Below are 19,185 nucleotides of genomic sequence, written 5' to 3' on the forward strand. Positions count from 1 at the left end.
TTCTCTAGGCCTTGGTCAGGATCGCGGTGGGTGCGTCCGCCGCGGTTTCTGCCAGCTCTTCGAACTCGTTCACGCCGTTGATTTCAACGCCCATGGAGATGTTGGTGATCTTTTCCAGGATCACTTCAACAACCACGGGAACCTTGAACTCGCCCATCAGTGCCTTGGCCTTGTCGAAAGCGGCAGGCAGATCGTTCGGGTCCTCAACGCGGATGGCCTTGCAGCCCAAGCCCTCGGCAACCTTGATGTGGTCCACGCCGTAGCCGTTGGTCTCCGGGCTGTTGATGTTCTCGAAGGCCAGGGAAACGTTCTGTTCCATGTTGAAGCCGCGCTGGCTCTGACGGATCAGGCCCAGGTAGCTGTTGTTCACCACAACGTGGATGTACGGCAGGTTGAACTGTGCGCCCACGGCCAGTTCCTCGATCATGAACTGGAAGTCGTAGTCACCGGACAGGGCAACAACGGTGGCGTCCGGGGTTCCACGAACAACGCCGAGAGCGGCGGGAGCGGTCCAACCCAGCGGGCCGGCCTGGCCTGCGTTGATCCACTTGCGGGCACCGAAGACGTGCAGCATCTGTGCGCCGGCGATCTGCGACAGGCCAATGGTGGACACGTAGGTGGTGTCGCGGCCGAAGGCCTTGTTCATCTCCTGGTACACACGCTGCGGCTTGATGGGCACGTTGTCGAAGTTGGTCTTGCGGTGCAGGGAACCCTTACGCTCCTGGCACTCGGCAACCCAACCCGAGTAGTCCGGCAGGGTCTTAGCTGCCTGGCGTTCGCGGGCCAGCTCCAACAGACCGTCCAGCGCCGCACCGGCGTCGGACGCAATGCCCAAGTCCGGGGAGAACACGCGACCGATCTGGGTCGGCTCGATGTCGATGTGCACGAACTTACGGCCAGCCGTGTAGGTGTCCAGGCCGCCGGTGTGGCGGTTGGCCCAACGGTTGCCGATGCCGATCACGAAGTCGCTCTGCAGGAACGTCTCGTTGCCGTAGCGGTGCGAGGTCTGCAGGCCAACCATGCCGGCCATCAGCTGGTGGTCGTCCGGGATGGCGCCCCAGCCCATCAGGGTGGGGATAACAGGTACGTTCAGGATCTCGGCCAGTTCAACCAGCTGGGCCGAAGCGCCGGCGTTGATGATGCCGCCACCGGCAACGATCAGCGGGTGCTTGGCAGCGGTCAGCAGGTCCAGGGCCTTTTCCAGCTGCTTGCGGGAAGCCTTGGGCTTCTCCACCGGCAGGGGCTCGTAGGCGTCGATGTCGAACTCGATCTCGGCCATCTGAACATCGATGGGCAGGTCCAGCAGGACCGGGCCCGGGCGACCCGAGCGCATCAGCTGGAAAGCCTTCTGGAACGCGCCGGGAACCTGGCCCGGTTCCAGGATGGTCATGGCGAACTTGGTCAACGGCTTGGCGATGGACTCGATGTCCACAGCCTGGAAGTCTTCCTTGTGCAGCTTGGCAACGGGTGCCTGGCCGGTGATGCAGAGCATGGGGATCGAATCGGCCTGGGCTGCGTACAAGCCAGTGATCATGTCCGTGCCTGCGGGGCCCGACGTGCCGATGCAGATGCCGATGTTGCCATCAGCTGCGCGGCTGTAGCCGTCAGCCATGTGGCTGGCGCCTTCAACGTGGCGGGCCAGCGTGTGGCGGATGCCGCCGTGGGCGCGCATTGCTGAGTAGAAGGGGTTGATCGCTGCGCCGGGCAGACCGAAAGCTTCGGTTGCGCCTTCCTTTTCCAGGATGGCTACGGCCGCATCAACGGTACGCATCTTTGCCATGGTGTACTCCTTGTTTTTTGCCCTTTCGGGCGAAGTCTGTGGTGTTTTTGGGTGTGGTGAGGGAGCCGCCGTCGTTTATGTACGACGGCGGGTTCCCTGCTTGTGTTGCTGTCCGGCTTTTGCCGGGGGTGCTTACTTCCGGCCGCTGAGCTGAAGGACCTGCTTGAAGAGGCCCGAGTGGTCGAGGCCGCCGTCGCCCTGGTTGACGGTTGCGGCGACGAGCTGGGCGACGACTGCGCCGAGCGGGACAGCGACGTTGGCTTCGCGGGCTGCGGAGGTGACGATGCCCAGGTCCTTGTGGTGGAGGGCCAGGCGGAAGCCGGGGTCGAAGTTGCGGTCCAGCATCTTCTGACCCTTCTGGTCGAGGACCTTGGAGCCGGCCAAGCCGCCGCCCAGGACCTTCAGTGCTGCGTCGGTGTCTACGCCGTAGGCCTCAAGGAAGGCGATGGCCTCGCCGAGAACCTGGATGTTGACGGCTACGATCAGCTGGTTTGCTGCCTTGACGGTCTGGCCGGAGCCGGACGGGCCGACGTGGACGATGGTCTTGCCCACTGCGTTGAGGACATCCTGTGCCGCCTCGAAGTCTGCAGCTTCGCCGCCGACCATGATGGACAGGACGGCGTCGATTGCGCCCTGCTCGCCACCGGAGACGGGAGCATCGAGCGGGCGGATGCCTGCTGCTACAGCGTCGTCGGAGAGGCGCTTGGCGACGTCCGGGCGGATGCTGGAAGCGTCGATCCAGATGGTGCCCTTCTTCGCGTTGGCGAAGACGCCGTCCTTGCCGCTGACTACACCCTCAACATCGGGGGAGTCCGGGACCATGGTGATGACGACGTCGGCGTCCTTCACTGCGTCCGCGATGCTCGTGGCACCCTGGCCGCCTTCGGAGACGAGCTTGTCGATCTTGTCCTGGCTGCGGTTGAAACCGGTGACCGTGTGGCCGGCCTTGACGAGGTTGATGGCCATGGGGAGGCCCATGATTCCGAGGCCGATGACTGCAACGTTGCTCATTGTGGTTCTCTTTCTGAAAGTCTGTGTTTTAACTCGTGCGGGCTATTTGGTGAGCGCCGCCGCTTTGGTGAGTGCCGCCGTCGTTAGTTGGCGTTGGCGCGCTGGCGGATGGCCCAGCTGAAGGCCGATTCCTGCGGTTCCTTGTACTCGAGGCCGATGTAGCCGTCGTAGCCGAGTTCGCGGCTGCGGGCGATCCATTCGCCGAGGGGGAGCGTGCCGGTTCCGGGAGCTCCGCGGCCGGGGTTGTCGGCGATCTGGATGTGGCCGAAGTCCTTGGCGTGGTTCTCGATGACGGATTCGACGTCGTCGCCGTTGACTGCCAGGTGGTAGAAGTCGGCGAGGAGCTTGATGTTCTGTGCGCCGGATTCTGCCTTGACGCGGGCGATGACCTTGAGTGCGTCTTCGGCGGTGAGGAGCGGGTACTTGGGTGCGCCGCTGACCGGTTCGAGGAGGACGGTGCCGCCGATGCGGGCGACGCCTTCTGCTGCTGCGGCGAGGTTCTTCGCGGCGAGTTCGTCCTGTTCTTCAGGGGTGAACTCGTCCTGGCGGTTGCCGTAGAGGGCGTTGAAGGCCTTGCAGCCGAGGCGCTCACCGATGCCGGCTACGACGTCGATGTTGTCCTTGAACTCGGAGCAACGTCCCTTCCAGGAAACCAGGCCGCGGTCTCCGCCGGGCATGTTGCCAGCGTTGAAGTTCAGGCCCGTGAGCTGAACGCCGGCGTCCTTGATGGCGGTTTCAAACTCTGTTGTCTCTTTGTCGGTGGGAACCGAAGTGGCGAAGGGCCACCAGAACTCGACGGCGTCAAAACCGGCTGCCTTCGCGGCGGCGGGGCGCTCGAGCAAGGGCAGCTCCGTCAGGAGGATGGAGCAGTTCACTGTGTACGTCATCGTAGGTCCTTCCGAGGAGGGGCTTTGATCTATCTTCCGGGTGCTTGGCTGCTGCCTTGGTGCTTGGCCTCAGTTTCCGCTTTGTGGAATTTAGATTCTGCTTTATGAAAAGTTTAGGGAAGGTGGGGGTGGGAGTCAAGGGGGTGGGTGGGAGGTGGAGGTTTGGGATACCAGGCAGTGCCCCGCGCGCTGGCGGACAGACGCGCCGTGCTCGAGTGCGCGATCCACTTGTGCAAGGGACTCTGCCCGATGGCTAGCCGCGAGCTCGAGAAGAGAGCAGTCGATTTCGGGCTTCCCAAGCTTCCTGAGTACTTCAGTGTTCGGTAAGACTTGCCCGGGACCAGTCACGACAACCAGCGTCCCCGCGTCCTCTGGACTTCGAGGACAATGTCGCTGGTCCGAACGAAAGTTCTTGGGTAAGTCGGTGGCTGCCCAGATAACAAGCATCGGCCCCTCCGAGTTCCTGCCCCAACGGGGAGGGCGTCCCCTTGCTTCTCGCCCTAACCTAGGGCAACCTTGAGCGGTTGTCCCTATGATGGAGCGAGTGAACGCCCAATCGGACCCCTTTGTGGATTTGCACACTGAGCTGGTGAAGCTGTGGGAGTCTGCCCCCTTGCCTTCCCAAGTGTCGTTCGGGGATGGAGGTCGCGAGCATTGGCTTACAGCAGCGACGACAGCAGTCGGCTGGGGTTGGCTCGTGAGGATCATCCAAACTGGACGGGCGGCGATGATCCTCGTGAGGCAAGGGTTCGCCTCAGAGGCCGGACCCCTGTTGCGGTCAATCCTTGAGCACACAATTCGGCTGGCGTATGCCTCTGATGTTGGATTTGAGGCTATCGAAGTCGGCCTTCGCGAGCGGTCGCGAAGTATCGAAAAGCTTCGGAGTGCCCAGGCTAATGGTTGGCACCTAGAGCCAGAGTTTCTAGCCGCGTTGGACCGGGCGCAAGCGGAAGCAAGCGAGGAGTTTCGCCATTTGGACGCCTACTCGCACCTTGCGCACATAGTCCGGCAGTATCCGGGGCTGGGAAGTTTTTACATGGCATGGCTTCTTGAAACCCAAGTCAGTCATCCAACTTTGGCAAGCGCTCAACCTTATTTTGACCGTGACGATTCATCGAACGAGATCCTGTTGCATAGGCAGGGGCAGGAGGCGGGAGAGCTCACGTCTGCTCAGCTTTGTGCAACCCTTCTGACAGCGATGAAGGCGTACGCCCGAATTGCAGGATTAACGTCATTCTTTAAAGAACCACTGGTGTTTTTCGATAAATGTATGGAGGATCTGGTGACAAATCGACGGTGAGAAATGCCTGAGCGAAAGCTTGCTCGGCCTTAGTGTGGCACTCCGACCGCCGTGGAATTGGTTTGCGCGTCGCATGCGCACATGTGCCGCACAGTCGATCATTGTTAGCAGTTCGATTTGCCTAGTCGACCACCCTGCCAACCGTCATTTCATCAAAATTGACCGATATGGGGACAAACATTTCCTGGAAAGCAATACCGGTTCCTCTTTCAAGAGGGCTGCCATCGGGGGGAGTTGTGATGGGATGTCTCATGCCAACGACAGATCCCTTCAGAAGCTGCTGCGGCGTTGGCCCAAGGGGCAACTTCGGAAACGGCTGGAAGGAGACGTCCCGAACTTGAAAATGTTCGGCGGCTGCTATGTGAAACATGGCAGCGTGGATCACGGACATGAGCCAGGCTTCTGCGAGTAGGGTGGTTGGGACCAATTTAAGGGTTGAAACTTCCAAGCCTTGTTTCTTCTTGTTTTTCGAAGGAGGACGTGCCAGGAAGTCCAGAGTCATAGAGTCGAAGATGTCCATGGCATCATTTCCCGTCAGGGAAGCCAAGGGCACTGTACCGTCTGGGTTCGGTGGCTGTGTCGTGAGCGTCAGGCGAAGGTTGTCTCGTCCGAGGATGGCAAGACCGTGTTTCACTTTGTTATGAGCAGCATTGATATTAATGTCGTTGCGCACGAGCAAATTCATCGCATATGTCAGCCAGTCTCCAGCCACATTGAGCGCCCGGTTCGCCTCCTCCTGGAGGTTATTTTGTGTCGCGATGATTCTGGGAAAGACCAGTGTCCAAAAGCTGTCGCTGCCGTCTGTGCTCAGTAAATGTGCTTTTGCCTCGGAGACAAGATCGATTGTTTTCGTTGGCCCCTCAGCAAGGGCGCTCCAGACGCATGGGATTGGGTCTTGCCTTTTCACGCCGATAGTGAGGGCGTGGTAGAGGCGCACGAGAGCTTCGGCAGCGTGGTGGCGCAGCGTAAATGCATCGGTTGCTAGCTGGAGTTCACGGTCTGATTTGTCGAACTGGAGGACATCCTTGAGAGAAGGCTGGCCCAGGGCAGCCGCTAGACCGGATGCAATTGAGTCATTTGGATCAGTTTCGCTCGGCTGGCTGCTCGCCAGCAAGGAAGCGATGCGAGATGAGAAGTATCCGAATGGCCGTGATTGGAAATAACTGTCGTCAAGATCGGTCGCCTGGGCTGATGTGAGGTGTCTTCCGGACGGTGGTTTGAACAAGAAGAGATTCTCCTTCAACAGAACATAGGAAGTGCTGGCTCGGCTTGCTAGCCGGATTCTTCAAAACTGGACTACTCCACAGGCTAGCCGTCGACACTTCAGATTGTCTGCGGGCTTGCCGGTCGCAGAGACACGGACTTGCGGGTTGGCTCCGACTCGCACCCTTGTTGTTCACCCGAAATCATTTGGGGGCCTCGACAGTGTCTTTCGTACACTCATCGTCGACGTCATATGCTTCCCCGGAACGATTAGTTAAGAGCACTCATGTAATGGAAGAATCGCTCCGGAATGCTTTTCTGTCTACTTTGAGAGGCTGGGCCGGCTTTTATGCTCCGCGAATTCTTGTATCTTGACAGTTCGTTGGTCGATCAGTACTTGGCGCAGGTCGAAGGGGGTCTCTATGATGACGAACGTGAAACGTCAGGGGACGCTTTGAGCAGGGCTGCAGTTGAGGGCCCCAATGCGGGTGGCAACCTCACCACTTCTCGGTCGGAGGAGGTGGAACGCGTTCGCCGCCAGACTCCGGAGAGTCGCTACAACCGGCTACACGAGGCACTGAAGGATGGTTTTCTAGTTCTCGACGAGAGCAGTGAGCAAGCTTTTGAGCAGCTTCTGGTGCGGCAGATGGTTTCAGCGGATTGTTTCAGCGGATTGTTACGTGGACATTCCCAGCCTCAGTCGGACGTTAGCAAACGCCCCAGCACTCGGGGGAGTTGCGGACCTCGTGAAGATGTTCGCCCCGGACAAGCTCGACGGCGAAGTTGAGAACGCTCTAGGCGGACTAGCAAAGCTTAGTGCTATCAGCGCCGGAGACGTTGTTGCAACGGGAGAACTGGGAGAGGGCGAGGCCAAACTTGCTTTTAAGCTCTCCCAGCACGCCCTCCGTGTTCCATTGGATGAACTGGAAGGTGAGGCCGTGGTAATTGGGCGGGTGCAAAAAAAGTGGCCCGAGGGCCAACGGTACTCCTTGCTCAACATCCCAGGACTAAACATGATGAGTCGGGAGGATCGCCGGAAAATGGAAAAGGGTACGAGGGACGAAAACCAAGCCGAGGGCACTTTTGTCGAGGGCCCCGGCGCCTCCCTGAGCGTAGTGGCCATCTTCCGGTAGGCCACCGTGTAGCACTTGGCAACAAGTATGTCGGTGGGCACGAAGCCGTTTGTCCCCACCGAGACTGTATATCCTCGTGTAATGGATCTGAGTCGTAAGCTCGCACTTTTGGACGAGCAGCTTGCTGCGGTCAACAACGTGGCGTCAACGGATTTCGACCGTTGGCGTACACAGACTGACGTTGTGCTGCGCACTGTGATGGGAGAGCTCAGCAACATCTACTATCAGTTCCGAGATATTCGATACAGCCCGGGTCCGTTCACTGCTGGAACCGTGTCTTCGTCCTTTGGAGAACAGGGCGTTCTTAAAGCCGTTGCGCTTCTTGAGGCAGCGAAGCGGGAGCTTGAATTGAGGGAAGAACTACGCCAGTCAGCCATGACAGCACAGGTTGAGGAGGTCATCGTGACAAGCGATAAGGGCGAAACCGCCGGTGCTGAGAGAATCTTCATCGTCCACGGCCACGACGAAGCCAAGAAATTTCAACTTGCGCGGTTCCTTAAAGACCTCACAGATCACGAGCCCGTTATCCTTCACGAGCAGCCAAACAAAGGTGCGGTTCTCATAGAGAAATTGGAAGCCAGCGCTGCGAAAACCGGCTTTGCCGTCGTGTTACTTACAGGTGATGATTTCGGCAGGCCGAAAGGGGAGCCTAGTGAGAGGCCTCGTGGGCGACAGAACGTAGTTTTTGAGCTTGGATTCTTCATGGGTGCCCTTGGACGCTCCAACGTAGCCGTTCTGATGGAGCAAGGGGTTGAAGAGCCGGGGGACGTCACCGGGCTTGTCTACACGTCTTTGGACCCCGGTGGAGCGTGGAAATCGGCATTGGCGTCCGAGATTGAAGAGGCGGGCATTCCCGTCAATTGGTCCGCTCTCAGACGATAGCTCGCGACGGAGGGTCCTGGCTCCGCCAAGTCTGAGCATCTTGAGAGCGGCTACATTCTGCAGGGGGCACCATGGGTCTTGGGCATGTCCACCCTCGCGGTCCTCTTCCATTTTCGTTTCAGGGTCATTCGAATTTCGAGGAGACCCGGTCATCACCTGAAACGATGGGGACCGGCTTGCGGGTAAGTTGCTCGCGGTTATAGACCCACCGGCAATAGAAGCATAAGGGCGCTCAAAAGATTCTTAGGCAGCTAGCTAGTTGTACTGCTCACCCAGTTAACATCCAGAGCCAAGACATACGAAGCTCATTCTCGATGTAACTTGCGTATAGAGAAGCTGGTTGGCGGGCAGAGCCACGGAGCAGGCCCGACATACGTCACTACCGTCTGAATCCGGGGGGCTCAGTTGGTTAAGAATGCCGTGACTTTATCGACCAGATCAGCGGCCCCCGCGCCTGGGTCCCAATGCACTACGCCAAGGTCCGGATTGGAAACATCCTCGATGCGGATGCGTTGGGTCTCGCCTAGCCTCTCACGGGACCCTATATGAGTTCCTCCATAAATTAGCATCACCTTGGATGCTGTTACGCCTTGCAGAGCCGCCGGAACTACGTCAGCGCTCGTCCAAGCCCGTCCTACGGTTCTGGCAAGCGATGGAATCATGCGGGTCCCCTGTGCGTCCCTCGCACATTCGATGATAGTCATCTTGCCGTCCGTCGTCTCCACGACCCAGTCGTGCAAATGTCGGCCATTGGGTGTTCTAACATCACGAAATGTGCGTTTGATGAGGGGTATGTCTTTCAGCGCGTCGCCCAGCTGCTCCGCGTATAGCTCTCTTTCTAGGTAAGGTGATGGCTTGCCTATGGATTCGTATAACTGAGCCACAGATTCCCGGACGTCTGGCTCCTCTGCATCTGTGAAGATTGAGGCGATACTTTCGACGGCGTCCCTCTGCAACCGATCCAGCTGCTGCTCCTCGCTGCTGAGGGACCTCAGAATGGCTACCACGGCAACTTTCCTAAATCCATCTTTGGTGCCTGCAGGAGAATCGTCTGCCTCTTGCGACTGTTGAGCCTTTTCGTAAGCCCACGTCAACGTGGACCACCAACGATCAGAATCCGCTTTTCGCTTGGCCCTGGCAGTTTCTTCCTCCTGGCGCTGATTGGCAGCCTGGAGGTCGGCCCTGTGTCGCGCTTGCGTGTCCTCAAGCTCCGTCTTGGCCAACTGGAGATCTTTGAAATGACGGCTATCTGCGCGGTTCAAGGCTTCTCTGTGGTCGATTCGGACGTCCCTAGCCACGGCTTTGTTGTGCTCTATTGTCCTTTTGATGCCGAGGTAGGCGATCCCTGCTGCAGCCACAGCAAAAAGGCCGGCCATAGGCGGACCGGTGAAGAATTTCTCCAGGAAAGAGTCATCATTGGCAGGTGCTCCAGCTTCTGTTGCGGGCCCTACAACAATGGCCGGACTCGAGACAGTCCCGGGGGTGGAGGGGAGCCCCGGAAATATGGGGGGAGTAGCAGGTGGGTTCGGGAATGCAGAAGCCTGCGGCCAATCGATGAGGGATAGCGTTGACGTGGCCAATTCCCCCAAGAGATCAAACATCTAAATAGACTATCCGAGTGTCTATGGAGACAGCAGCAAGGATCGAGCCAAATATAATGCTCGTCGGCATCCATTCCTGACAGATCGACAGCGGTACTATCGTCGGCTCAGGCAAGCTCGCCAGCAATACAGTTCGGCGGCCGGATCCAGTGGTGCAGCACCGAGCGCGCCAAACTCGAGGGCTACATCGCCGCTGCATACGCAAAAGACAGTAACCACATGAAACGGCATCGGTGAACCGCTACCGACGCTGGTAGTGATTGAATACGGGGGTGCCGGTTTTTCGGCGGGTCCAGATGGCACTAGGCGGATAGACGGAAGAAGCGAATGGTTGAATATTCTCGGGCTGGGCAGGGCGGGCACAGGCCGTGCCTGTTATGTGGAAGTCTTCATGAGCCGACCGTCGAACACATCATTCCTCAGACGCTCTGGAAGCGTTTCGGCCTCGACCCAAATCACGATGACCTCGTACGATTCCGAACGGATCTCTGCAGCACACACAACCAGGCCACCAGTGTGCTTCATAGGCGATCCGAGATGATGGAGCTCATCGAGACGGGTTCACCCGTCACGAAAAAGACGTTGCAACATCTCGGCGACTGGATCATTTGGGTCACATTGCTGCTCAGTCTAGCCCGCGGCAGAGGAGTGTTGGGCGTGGAGTCCAGCCGGCAACTGCTCCTTCGCCGCTTCAACAAGCTCGATGCCGGGACACCGAAAGGTGTTCGCGTGTTCGCTGCGCTTGTCGACGATTCGGTCGAGCCGACCGAATCAAAAGTCACTCCTTACGTTCTCGCGTTGAAGGGCGATTCCAGCGTCCTGCTCGATGGGTGTGGTGCGCCAATTGGGTTCAGTGTCGGCGAGGGGCCGATCAACGCCTCAGAATCGATCAGGCTCGGCAGCGTGGTTTTGCTCGTCGTCGGCTCTACCTACAGCTCTGGTGATGACCATGATGAACGTCTTGACGATGCCGTTGCTCGAGTCGGACTGGAGCGGATCTTTCCGCCAGGCAAGGCCCTCCCCAAGATGGCGCCCACCCCAATCAACATGACCGACGTCAGCCGGCTGTTCACTGTGATACCGGATGGAGCGGACAACTCATTGATGCCTAAGGTGCTTCGCGCATTGCACAATTGGGACGACCCACAGGACATCGCCGGTTTATAGCGGCCACTTGTCGAAAACGGTCGACGTAACGTGCACCATCGGTGATCGTGAGTTGCCCAGTTCTGGACACTCTTTACCCTTCGCCGTGACGAAGTGACTAGGCGGGCCCGTCATGCCGAGTGCAGTGTTGTCAGCGGAGAAATGTGAACATTGCATGCGGCCCATGGTCTACTTCCAGACCCCAGCTAAGCTGGGGAGCGCCGATGGGCACGGCATGGGCGTGGGGGCAAAGAGCACCAGGGCTGCTCGCGGAAGGATAAACAAATGGCTCGGCCGACAGTTCAGGACGTCGCCAGGACGGCGGGCGTGTCCGTGGGGACGGTGTCGCGCGTGTTGAACGGAAGTTCGGCTGTTAGCGAGGCGGCCAAGGAGAAGGTCACCGCGGCCATCAAGGAGCTCAGCTACCGTCCTCTCGCTTCGGCAAGGGACCTCCGCCGGGACCGGACCATGCGTGTCCTGGCCTTGGCCAAGAACCTGGACTCGTTGGTGATCAGTGAAGTTTTCCGGGGCGTCGGCGACGCCGCCGCGGACTCGGGCTACGTCAGCCTCATCGCGGCCACCGACGGCGACCTCGACCGCGAGCAGCAGCTCGTGGACATGCTACGGAACGGCTCTGTGGACGGACTAGTGATTTTCTCGCCCACGATGGCGGACGATGACGTCAACACGGTTGCTGAGCAGATGAGCGTTGTCCAGGTCTGTGAAATCGTCGACGCCGAGGCAGCGTTCGGAGTATCCATCGATGACCGTCAGGCCGCTTACGACATCACTAAACATCTGATCAACACGGGCGCTAAGAAACTGGCCATGCTCGCGCATAGGGGTGCCCGCTCGGGCCGGCTGCGCGAGGAAGGATTCCGCCAGGCGCTCAGTGAGTCCGGCATGGAACCGGACCAGATCCTGTTCGGTGAAGGGAACTTCGGCTTCCACTCCGGCCGCACCCTCGCAAGGAAGCTCCTCGAAGCAAAAGACCTTCCGGACGCAGTCTTCTGTGGGACTGACATCGTCGCGGCCGGCTGCGTCCGAGAACTCACCGACGCTGGCCTACGTGTACCGAACGACATCGCCGTAGCAGGTTTCGATGACTCAGCCCAAGCGGAAATGTGCGTCCCGGAGCTGACCACAGTCCGCCAGCCGGCCTACGAAATGGGCCGAGTCGCCTTCGCTGAACTCTTGGAGCGGATGACAGCCGAGGGCTCGCATCGCAAGGGAAGAACCTTCCTCCCGCACGAACTCGTCATACGAGACTCCACCAAATAAAGAGGGTTGACAGTCCTTCGTGGTCCCTGTCACACTACTTTGGAATCGATTCCACGGCCGCAAGGCCGATTCTTTTGAGCACATTTGGAATCGATTCCATGGATCACGAGAACCACCGGCAAAGAAGCCACCCTCAGCACGCGGGACAGCCTAAACGCGTACTGAACGCCACCTCCCACAGACCCCAAAGGAGCCACTTGTGGACTTGAACCGACCTGCTCTCCCGCTCCAGAACAAAGCCGCAACAAACCGCAAAGCCCTAGCAGCAGCCGCAATAGCCGCAGCCCTCCTCCTCAGCGCGTGCGGCGGGGGAGCAGCACCCCAAGGTGCCGAGCAAGCGGCAGCTGCCGATCCGGCGTCGGGCGCTAATGCCAGCGGTGCCGTGAACATCTGCGGCGTCAAGGACGCGAGCGGCATCTACAAGGGCACGGCGGAGGCGTTCACCAAGGCGAACGGCAAGGTGACGGCCAAGTACACCGAGATCGGTGCCACCACGGATGAGGCGCGCACGCAGATTGTGCAGCGGCTCGAGGGCAAGTCCACTGAGTGCGACCTCTTCGTCACGGATGTCATCTGGACGTCCGAGTTCGCGTCCCAGGGCTGGCTGCTGGACCAGACCAAGCTGGTGGAGGCCAACAAGGACCGGCTCATTCCCTCCACTGTGGAAACCACCAAGTACCAGGACAAGTACTGGGGCTCGCCGTTCTTCACCAACGCCGGGTTGATCTACTACCAGAAGGACAAGGTGGCCAAGCCCGAGTCCTGGCAGCAGCTCTACGCGGGAGCCGCCAAGGCTCCCGGCAATGGGTACGTCTACCAAGGCAAGCAGTACGAGGGCCTCACGGTGAACTTCCTCGAAATGCTCTACAGCGCAGGCGGCGAAGTCCTCAATGAGCAGGGCGACGTCACAATCGACTCCAAGGAAACCCGCGACGTCCTCAACTTCATGAGCGACGGCCTCAAGAACGGGTCAGCCGACCGCGCCGTCCTCACCTACAACGAAGACCCTGCCCGCCTCGCCTACGAGTCCGGCGACTTCGGATACCAGCGCAACTGGCCGCACGTGTACCGGCTGCTCAACGCGACACCGCTGGCGTCGAGCTTCGGCGTCGCGCCACTGCCGGCATGGGAAGGCGGCAAGGCCTCCGGTGTGCTCGGCGGCTGGAACCTGGCAATCTCGGCCCACTCCACCAACCAGGCCGGAGCTGTCGCGTTCATCGACTTCGCCACCAGCCCGGACTGGCAGAAGCACGTCGCCATGGATTACTCGCAGGCTCCCGTGAATGAAGCGGCCTACTCGGACCCGGCCGTGCTGCAGAAGATGCCGTTCGCCACGGAACTCCTCGCCTCGGTAAAGGGTGCCAAGCCGCGCCCGATCTCCCCGGTCTACCCGCAGATCAGCCAGGCGATCTACAAGAACGTCTACGCCGTCCTCTCCGGCACCGCCTCCACCGAGGAAGCCGTGCAGAAGATGGCCGAGGAAATCACCACCGCCAAGGCGAGCTTCTAGCTATGGCCATCAAGACACTCCTACCGGGCCGTAGCCCAAGCAGCGCACCGGCCCGCCCCGTGAGCGGCCGCGACCGCGCCGAACGAAGGCTCGCGTTCCGCATGACCGCGCCGTCGCTGGTCATCATGGCGTTGGTTGCGGCAGTCCCCATCGGCTACGCGATCTGGCTCTCGTTGAACCAGTACAGCGTTCGGACCGCAGGCCTGTCCCGCTTCGTCGGCCTGGAAAACTACATCACCGCCCTCGCAAGCCGAGAGTGGTGGGCTGCGTTCGGCCAGACCTTCCTCTTCGCGGGTCTCTCTGTGAGCCTGGAACTCATCCTCGGCACGGCCATGGCGCTCCTGCTCAACCTCGCGTTTAAGGGCCGCGCCGTCCTGCGCACCGTGGTTCTGCTGCCGTACGCGATCATCACCGTGGTCAGCGCCATCACCTGGCAAACGATGTTCCAGCCCAACATGGGCCTGGTCACCAACGTCCTCTCCACGCTGGGACTGCCGGGCGGCGACGTCGTCTGGCTCGGTGAGCATGGCTACGCGATGGCCGTGATCGTCATGGCCGACGTCTGGAAGACCACGCCCTTCGCGGCGCTCATCATCCTGGCCGGCCTGCAGGTCATCTCCGCCGAAACGTACGAGGCCGCGGAACTCGACGGCGCCAGCAAGTGGCAGACCTTCGTGAACATCACCCTGCCGCTCCTGCGCCCGGCGATCGTCCTCGCCGCGATTTTCCGCACCATGGACGCCCTCCGCGTCTTCGACCTGCCGTTCGTCCTCACCCGCGGCGCCAACGGCACAGAATCCATGTCCATGCTCGCCTACACCCAGCTGCGCGAAAACCGGTTGGTGGGCGAAGGATCGGCGCTGTCCATCCTGACCTTCCTCACCGTCATGGTGGTCTCGGTCATCTACGTCCGCTTCGCAGGCGGCAACATCCGCGACGTCGCGAAGGAGGAACAATGAGCACGCTGACTGCAGAACGCCCGACGGCGGAAGTCGCCTCGCGCCCCAAGGCGCCGAAGCGTCGCTTGCGTGGGGAATCGAAACTGCATCCCCTGGTATGGGTGTTCGTGGTGGCCGTGATGGGCTTCTCGCTCATCCCGTTCTACTGGCTGGTCAACACCTCCCTGAAGAAGGGTGCGAGCCTGTCCCAAGGCGAGCTCTTCCCGAGCCAGCCGACTCTCGAGAACTACCTGGTGGTCTTCCAGAACCCCGAATTCCTCCTGGCCTTGCGCAACTCGGTGATTATCGCCGTCGTGACTACAACAGTGGCGCTGGTGTTCGCATCCTTCGCCGCGTACGCGCTGGCCCGGCTGAAGATGCGCCGCAAGGCGATGATCCTCACGCTGATCCTCTCGGTGACGACGTTCCCGGCCATCGCCATCGCAGCCCCGATGTTCTCCATCTGGCGCGAAATCGGCCTGTACGACACACTGCTCGGCCTCATCATCCCGAAGCTGACGTTCGCGTTGCCGCTGGCTATCTACACACTGACGTCGTTCTTCAAGGAGATTCCGCGTGAGCTCGAGGAATCCGCGTACATGGACGGCGCCACACCGTTTGTCGCCTTCCGCAAGGTGATCCTGCCGCTGGCTGTTCCAGGCTTGGCGACCACCGCGATCCTGGTGTTCATCTCGGTCTGGAACGAATTCCTCCTGGCCGTCACACTGACTACCTCGCCCGAAGCCCGCCCTGTCCCGGTGGCGATTGCGTTCTTCAGCGGAACCAGCGAGTTCGAGCAACCCTTGGGCACCATCAGCGCCGCATCGGTGATCATCACCATTCCGTTGGTCATCCTCGTGTTGCTGTGCCAGAAGCGCATTGTTTCGGGCATGACGGCCGGCGCCGTCAAGGGCTAACCCCAAACCACAACTAGAAACCCAGAAAGAACAGGAACAACGTGAGCATTCAGCAGCAGGCCCCGTCCACAACCCTCAAGGTGGGAGTTGTGGGCATCGGTTGGGCCGGTCAGCAGCACCTCAAGGCGTACAGCACCATTCCCGGCGTCGAAATTGTCGCCGTCGCGGGCATGGAAGCTGACCTTCTTGCCCAGCTGAAGGAGGAATACAGCATTCCCCACGCCTTCGCCCGCTGGGAAGACATGATCGAGCTGGAAGGTCTCGACGCCGTCAGCGTCGCCGTGCCGACGTTCCTGCACGCGCCCATCGCGATTGCATCGCTCGAGCGGGGACTGCATGTGCTGAGCGAAAAGCCGTTGGCGCGCAACGCCGTCGAGGGTCAACAGATGGTAGACGCCGCCCGTAAGGCCGGTCGCGTCTTGGACGTAGCGTTCAACCACCGCCGTCGCGGCGACATTCAGGCGCTCAAGGAAGTAATCGACGCCGGCACGCTGGGGCGTCCGTACTACGCCAAGGCGTCCTGGCTACGCAGGCAAGGCATTCCGATGCTGGGCAGCTGGTTCACCAACCCGGAACTCGCCGGCGGCGGTCCGCTGGCGGACATCGGCGTGCACGTCCTGGACTACTCCCTGCACCTCCTGGGCGAGCCCAAGGTTCTGGCCGTCTCGGCGTCGACCCATTCCGAACTCGGCCCGCGCGGCCTCGGCGGCAACGCCCGGTACACGGCGTCGAACTCAAGCCACAAGTTTGAAGTGGAAGACTTCGCCTCCGCGTTCATCCGGCTGGAAGGCGGCGGGACCCTGATCCTGGAAGCAGGATGGGCCACGTACCGCGACGAGCGGGACCTGATGGACTTCACCGTTTACGGGACCGACGGCGGAGCGGACTTGCGCTCGGTCGGCGCCTCCGAGAACCCAGTTGCGGACGTCCACGTCTTCACCGAGAAGGACGGCGAGAACGCCGACTTCGAGGTGGTGGCCGAACCCGGGCGAGCCCACCAGGCCGTCGTCGACGATTTCATTGCCGCCGTGCGCGGTGGCGAGACCGTGTGGGGAAGCCACGATGGGTCCCTTGCCCTCAGCCGAGCCCTGGTGCTCGATGCCTGCTACAAATCCGCCCTCGAACAACGTGAAGTGGTGCTCTGAAATGTCTGATTCGAAATTGAAGATTGTCGTCTGGAACGAGGCCGTGCACGAGGCTCGCAACGAGCCCGCGACTATCGGCGACATGTACCCGGAGGGGATCCATGGCGCTATTGCTGCCGGCCTCCGTGGTGTCTACCCTGACTCTGAAATCTCCACCGCAACCTTGGCCGATCCCGAGCACGGGCTCTCCGAGGAAGTCCTGGAGCAGACCGACGTTCTGTTGTGGTGGGGGCACATAGCGCACGGGGAAGTGGCTGATGAAGTGGTGGAGCGCGTGCAGCGACACGTCCTCGGCGGCATGGGTCTGGTGGTCCTGCACTCGGGGCATTTCGCCAAGATCTTCACTCGATTGTTGGGGACCACCTGCTCGCTGAAGTGGCGCAACGAGGGCGAACGCGAGCTCGTGTGGACGGTCAAGCCTTCGCACCCGATCGCCGCTGGAATCGAGAGCCCGATCGTCATTCCGCAGCAGGAAATGTACGGCGAACTGTTCGACATTCCGGAACCCGATGACCTGATCTTCATCAGCTCGTTTACCGGGGGAGAGGTGTTCCGTTCAGGCGTGACGTTCGCGCGCGGCAAGGGCCGGATTTTCTACTTCAGCCCCGGCGACCAGGAATACCCGGTGTACCACCAGCCGCAGATCCAGAAGGTCATCGCCAACGGTGTTGGCTGGGTTGCCCAGCCCGGTGTCTTCCGCGAAGCGCCCGAGGTCTCCAACCCTGCGCGGGGCTGGTTCGAGTAGGCCATGACCGTTTCTCTTCCTAGTGGCCGCCCGCTGGGCGTCGCCGCGATCGGGTACGCCTTCATGGGGAAGGCCCATTCGAACGCGTGGCTGAACGTGGCCAGCTTCTTCGACGTCCCGGCCGTCGAGCAGAAAGTGCTGGTTGGCCGGGATGCCTTGGCGGTGAGCGAGGCCGCTGCCAAGTATGGCTGGGCCGAGTCAGCCACGGACTGGCGTTCCGTGATTGCGCGGGACGACATCGACATTGTGGACATTTGCGCACCGGGCTGGATGCACGCGGAGATCGCTCTGGAAGCTCTGGCTGCCGGGAAGCATGTGCTCGTGGAGAAGCCGCTCGCCAACACTCTGGAAGAGGCCGAGGCAATGGCGGAAGCGGCTGCTTCGGCGCGGGACCGTGGTGTGCAATCGATGATCGGCTTCAACTACCGCCGCGTCCCTGCACTCGCATTGGCCCGCGAACTGATTGCCGAAGGGCGTCTCGGAACCGTGCGGCACGTCCGTGCCGCCTACCTGCAGGACTGGCTTTCCGACGTCGAAACCCCCATGAGCTGGCGGCTCCGCAAGGAGACGGCCGGCTCCGGAGCGCTGGGCGATATCGCCTCCCACGCCATCGACCAGGTCCAGCACCTGACCGGTCAGACCGTTACTGAGGTGACGGGAACGTTGAGGACTTTCGTCGCCGAGCGCCCAGGTGCCGCTGGGCTGGAGAAAGTGACAGTCGACGACGCCGCGTGGGCCACCTTGGGCCTGACCGGCGGCCTCAGCGCGTCGGTAGAAGCGTCACGAGTGGCTACCGGGCAGAAGAACTCTTTGAAGATAGAGATCTACGGGTCTTTGGGTTCGTTGACGTTCGACCTGGAGAACCTCAACGAGCTCGGCTTCCTGGACGCCACGCTTCCCGTGCGGGAACAGGGCTTCCGGCGGATCCTGGTCAACGAGCCCGAGCACCCTTACGCTGCGGCGTGGTGGCCGCAGGGGCACATCATCGGTTGGGAGCACACCTTCACACACCAGGTCCGCGACTTCCTCCTTGCCGTTCGCGACGGAAGCGAGCCGTCGCCGTCGTTCGATGACGGGCTGCAGATCCAGCGGGTGCTGGCTGCCGTCGAAGAGTCGGCACGGAACAGGAGCACTGTGACGGAGGTTCGATCTATGGTTGAGATCAACGACCCCAGATGCCCTCGTAACCAGAGTTATTTAGAGAAACAGGTTGTCTAGAGGTCTCAGGCTAGGGACCCGCGTTGGAGTATTAAGGGAGCCCGGACAGTATCTAAGCCCGTCGGGAATTGCGGCGAGAAGTTATTCCAGCATCGATAGCCATAGCGGCTGCCGCTACAACGAAACCGATACCGAGTGCAGGCAATACGCCATAGATCGGCCAGAATACAGCGAAAGAGATGAATCCGGCCAGGAAGATGATGATAGTGCGACGCATTCGAGGAGCCACTTTCATGGGATGACGCTACCACGGCAGTTTTGTCGTGGTAGCGCCATATCGGTTCAATTTCAGCTAGTGGCCGCGCCCCAGATGCCGCTGACGAACGCCCAGAACCCGCCTACCGCCATCGCGCAGTGGAAGGAGTTGCCGCTGCACCACTGGTTGAGTTCAAGCTCAGTTCGCGGGGGTTGGTCAGCGACCAGCTGCACCATATTGACGGAGCCAACTTGGAAAGAATTGAGGGCTGCGCTGCTCGACTTATTGGAAG

The 19,185-nt window shown here is 60.5% G+C and carries 17 protein-coding genes; 12 read left to right on the forward strand and 5 right to left on the reverse strand.

What is annotated here, in order from left to right:
- Positions 1-4: 4 nt before the first annotated feature.
- The 3 genes from gcl to ACSSVG_RS14110 all read right to left on the reverse strand — a co-directional run bounded on the left by gcl (position 5) and on the right by ACSSVG_RS14110 (position 3,678).
- Positions 5-1,780 carry a glyoxylate carboligase gene (gene gcl / locus ACSSVG_RS14100; RefSeq protein WP_492415264.1) on the reverse strand — a complete coding sequence of 592 codons (1,776 nt, stop codon included), beginning with the start codon at positions 1,778-1,780 and terminating at the stop codon, positions 5-7.
- A 132-nt stretch (positions 1,781-1,912) separates the two neighbouring features.
- Positions 1,913-2,791, reverse strand: a complete 879-nt coding sequence (locus tag ACSSVG_RS14105; protein ID WP_039242966.1) for a 2-hydroxy-3-oxopropionate reductase — start codon at positions 2,789-2,791, stop codon at positions 1,913-1,915.
- A gap of 83 nt (positions 2,792-2,874) precedes the next feature.
- On the reverse strand, positions 2,875-3,678 hold the full coding sequence (locus tag ACSSVG_RS14110; RefSeq protein ID WP_105692055.1) for a hydroxypyruvate isomerase family protein: 804 nt from the start codon (positions 3,676-3,678) through the stop codon (positions 2,875-2,877).
- Between the two features lie 544 nt (positions 3,679-4,222).
- Between ACSSVG_RS14110 and ACSSVG_RS14115 the strand changes: the two genes are divergently transcribed.
- Entirely contained in the window at positions 4,223-4,978 is a 756-nt protein-coding gene (locus ACSSVG_RS14115; protein ID WP_492415265.1) for a DUF5677 domain-containing protein, read from the forward strand.
- Positions 4,979-5,099: 121 nt separating this feature from the next.
- On the opposite strand, the gene ACSSVG_RS14120 is transcribed toward ACSSVG_RS14115, so the two are convergent.
- Complete coding sequence (locus ACSSVG_RS14120) at positions 5,100-6,221, reverse strand: hypothetical protein (RefSeq protein ID WP_492415266.1); 1,122 nt, start codon at positions 6,219-6,221, stop codon at positions 5,100-5,102.
- Between the two features lie 309 nt (positions 6,222-6,530).
- On the opposite strand from ACSSVG_RS14120, the gene ACSSVG_RS14125 reads away from it, so the two are divergent.
- The 3 genes from ACSSVG_RS14125 (at position 6,531) to ACSSVG_RS14135 (ending at position 8,196) form a co-directional block, all read left to right on the forward strand.
- Positions 6,531-6,968: a DUF6414 family protein gene (locus tag ACSSVG_RS14125; RefSeq protein WP_492415267.1), complete on the forward strand. Its 438-nt coding sequence runs from the start codon at positions 6,531-6,533 to the stop codon at positions 6,966-6,968.
- Positions 6,862-7,314, forward strand: a complete 453-nt coding sequence (locus ACSSVG_RS14130) for a DUF6414 family protein (protein WP_492415268.1) — start codon at positions 6,862-6,864, stop codon at positions 7,312-7,314. Before ACSSVG_RS14125 ends, ACSSVG_RS14130 begins: the two co-directional genes overlap by 107 nt.
- Before the next feature lie 108 nt (positions 7,315-7,422).
- Positions 7,423-8,196, forward strand: a complete 774-nt coding sequence (locus ACSSVG_RS14135) for a TIR domain-containing protein (protein ID WP_492415269.1) — start codon at positions 7,423-7,425, stop codon at positions 8,194-8,196.
- A 401-nt stretch (positions 8,197-8,597) separates the two neighbouring features.
- On the opposite strand, the gene ACSSVG_RS14140 is transcribed toward ACSSVG_RS14135, so the two are convergent.
- Positions 8,598-9,797, reverse strand: a complete 1,200-nt coding sequence (locus tag ACSSVG_RS14140; protein ID WP_492415270.1) for a hypothetical protein — start codon at positions 9,795-9,797, stop codon at positions 8,598-8,600.
- Between the two features lie 537 nt (positions 9,798-10,334).
- Between ACSSVG_RS14140 and ACSSVG_RS14145 the strand changes: the two genes are divergently transcribed.
- From ACSSVG_RS14145 to ACSSVG_RS14180, 8 genes are all read left to right on the forward strand, one after another.
- Entirely contained in the window at positions 10,335-10,964 is a 630-nt protein-coding gene (locus ACSSVG_RS14145; protein WP_492415271.1) for a hypothetical protein, read from the forward strand.
- Between the two features lie 264 nt (positions 10,965-11,228).
- Entirely contained in the window at positions 11,229-12,224 is a 996-nt protein-coding gene (locus ACSSVG_RS14150) for a LacI family DNA-binding transcriptional regulator (protein WP_492415272.1), read from the forward strand.
- Between the two features lie 199 nt (positions 12,225-12,423).
- On the forward strand, positions 12,424-13,734 hold the full coding sequence (locus ACSSVG_RS14155; RefSeq protein WP_492415273.1) for an ABC transporter substrate-binding protein: 1,311 nt from the start codon (positions 12,424-12,426) through the stop codon (positions 13,732-13,734).
- A gap of 2 nt (positions 13,735-13,736) precedes the next feature.
- Positions 13,737-14,693 carry a carbohydrate ABC transporter permease gene (locus ACSSVG_RS14160; protein ID WP_492415274.1) on the forward strand — a complete coding sequence of 319 codons (957 nt, stop codon included), beginning with the start codon at positions 13,737-13,739 and terminating at the stop codon, positions 14,691-14,693.
- Positions 14,690-15,589 carry a carbohydrate ABC transporter permease gene (locus ACSSVG_RS14165; protein ID WP_492415275.1) on the forward strand — a complete coding sequence of 300 codons (900 nt, stop codon included), beginning with the start codon at positions 14,690-14,692 and terminating at the stop codon, positions 15,587-15,589. Before ACSSVG_RS14160 ends, ACSSVG_RS14165 begins: the two co-directional genes overlap by 4 nt.
- A gap of 41 nt (positions 15,590-15,630) precedes the next feature.
- Positions 15,631-16,734, forward strand: coding sequence for a Gfo/Idh/MocA family protein (locus ACSSVG_RS14170; RefSeq protein WP_253464508.1), 1,104 nt, complete (start codon positions 15,631-15,633; stop codon positions 16,732-16,734).
- A 1-nt stretch (position 16,735) separates the two neighbouring features.
- A complete protein-coding gene (locus ACSSVG_RS14175; protein WP_492415276.1) occupies positions 16,736-17,479 on the forward strand; it encodes a ThuA domain-containing protein in 744 nt (247 codons plus the stop codon).
- Positions 17,480-17,482: 3 nt separating this feature from the next.
- Positions 17,483-18,697 carry a Gfo/Idh/MocA family protein gene (locus ACSSVG_RS14180; RefSeq protein ID WP_492415277.1) on the forward strand — a complete coding sequence of 405 codons (1,215 nt, stop codon included), beginning with the start codon at positions 17,483-17,485 and terminating at the stop codon, positions 18,695-18,697.
- Positions 18,698-19,185 lie beyond the last annotated feature (488 nt).

The organism is Paenarthrobacter sp. E2MeOHC11, from assembly GCF_058744955.1.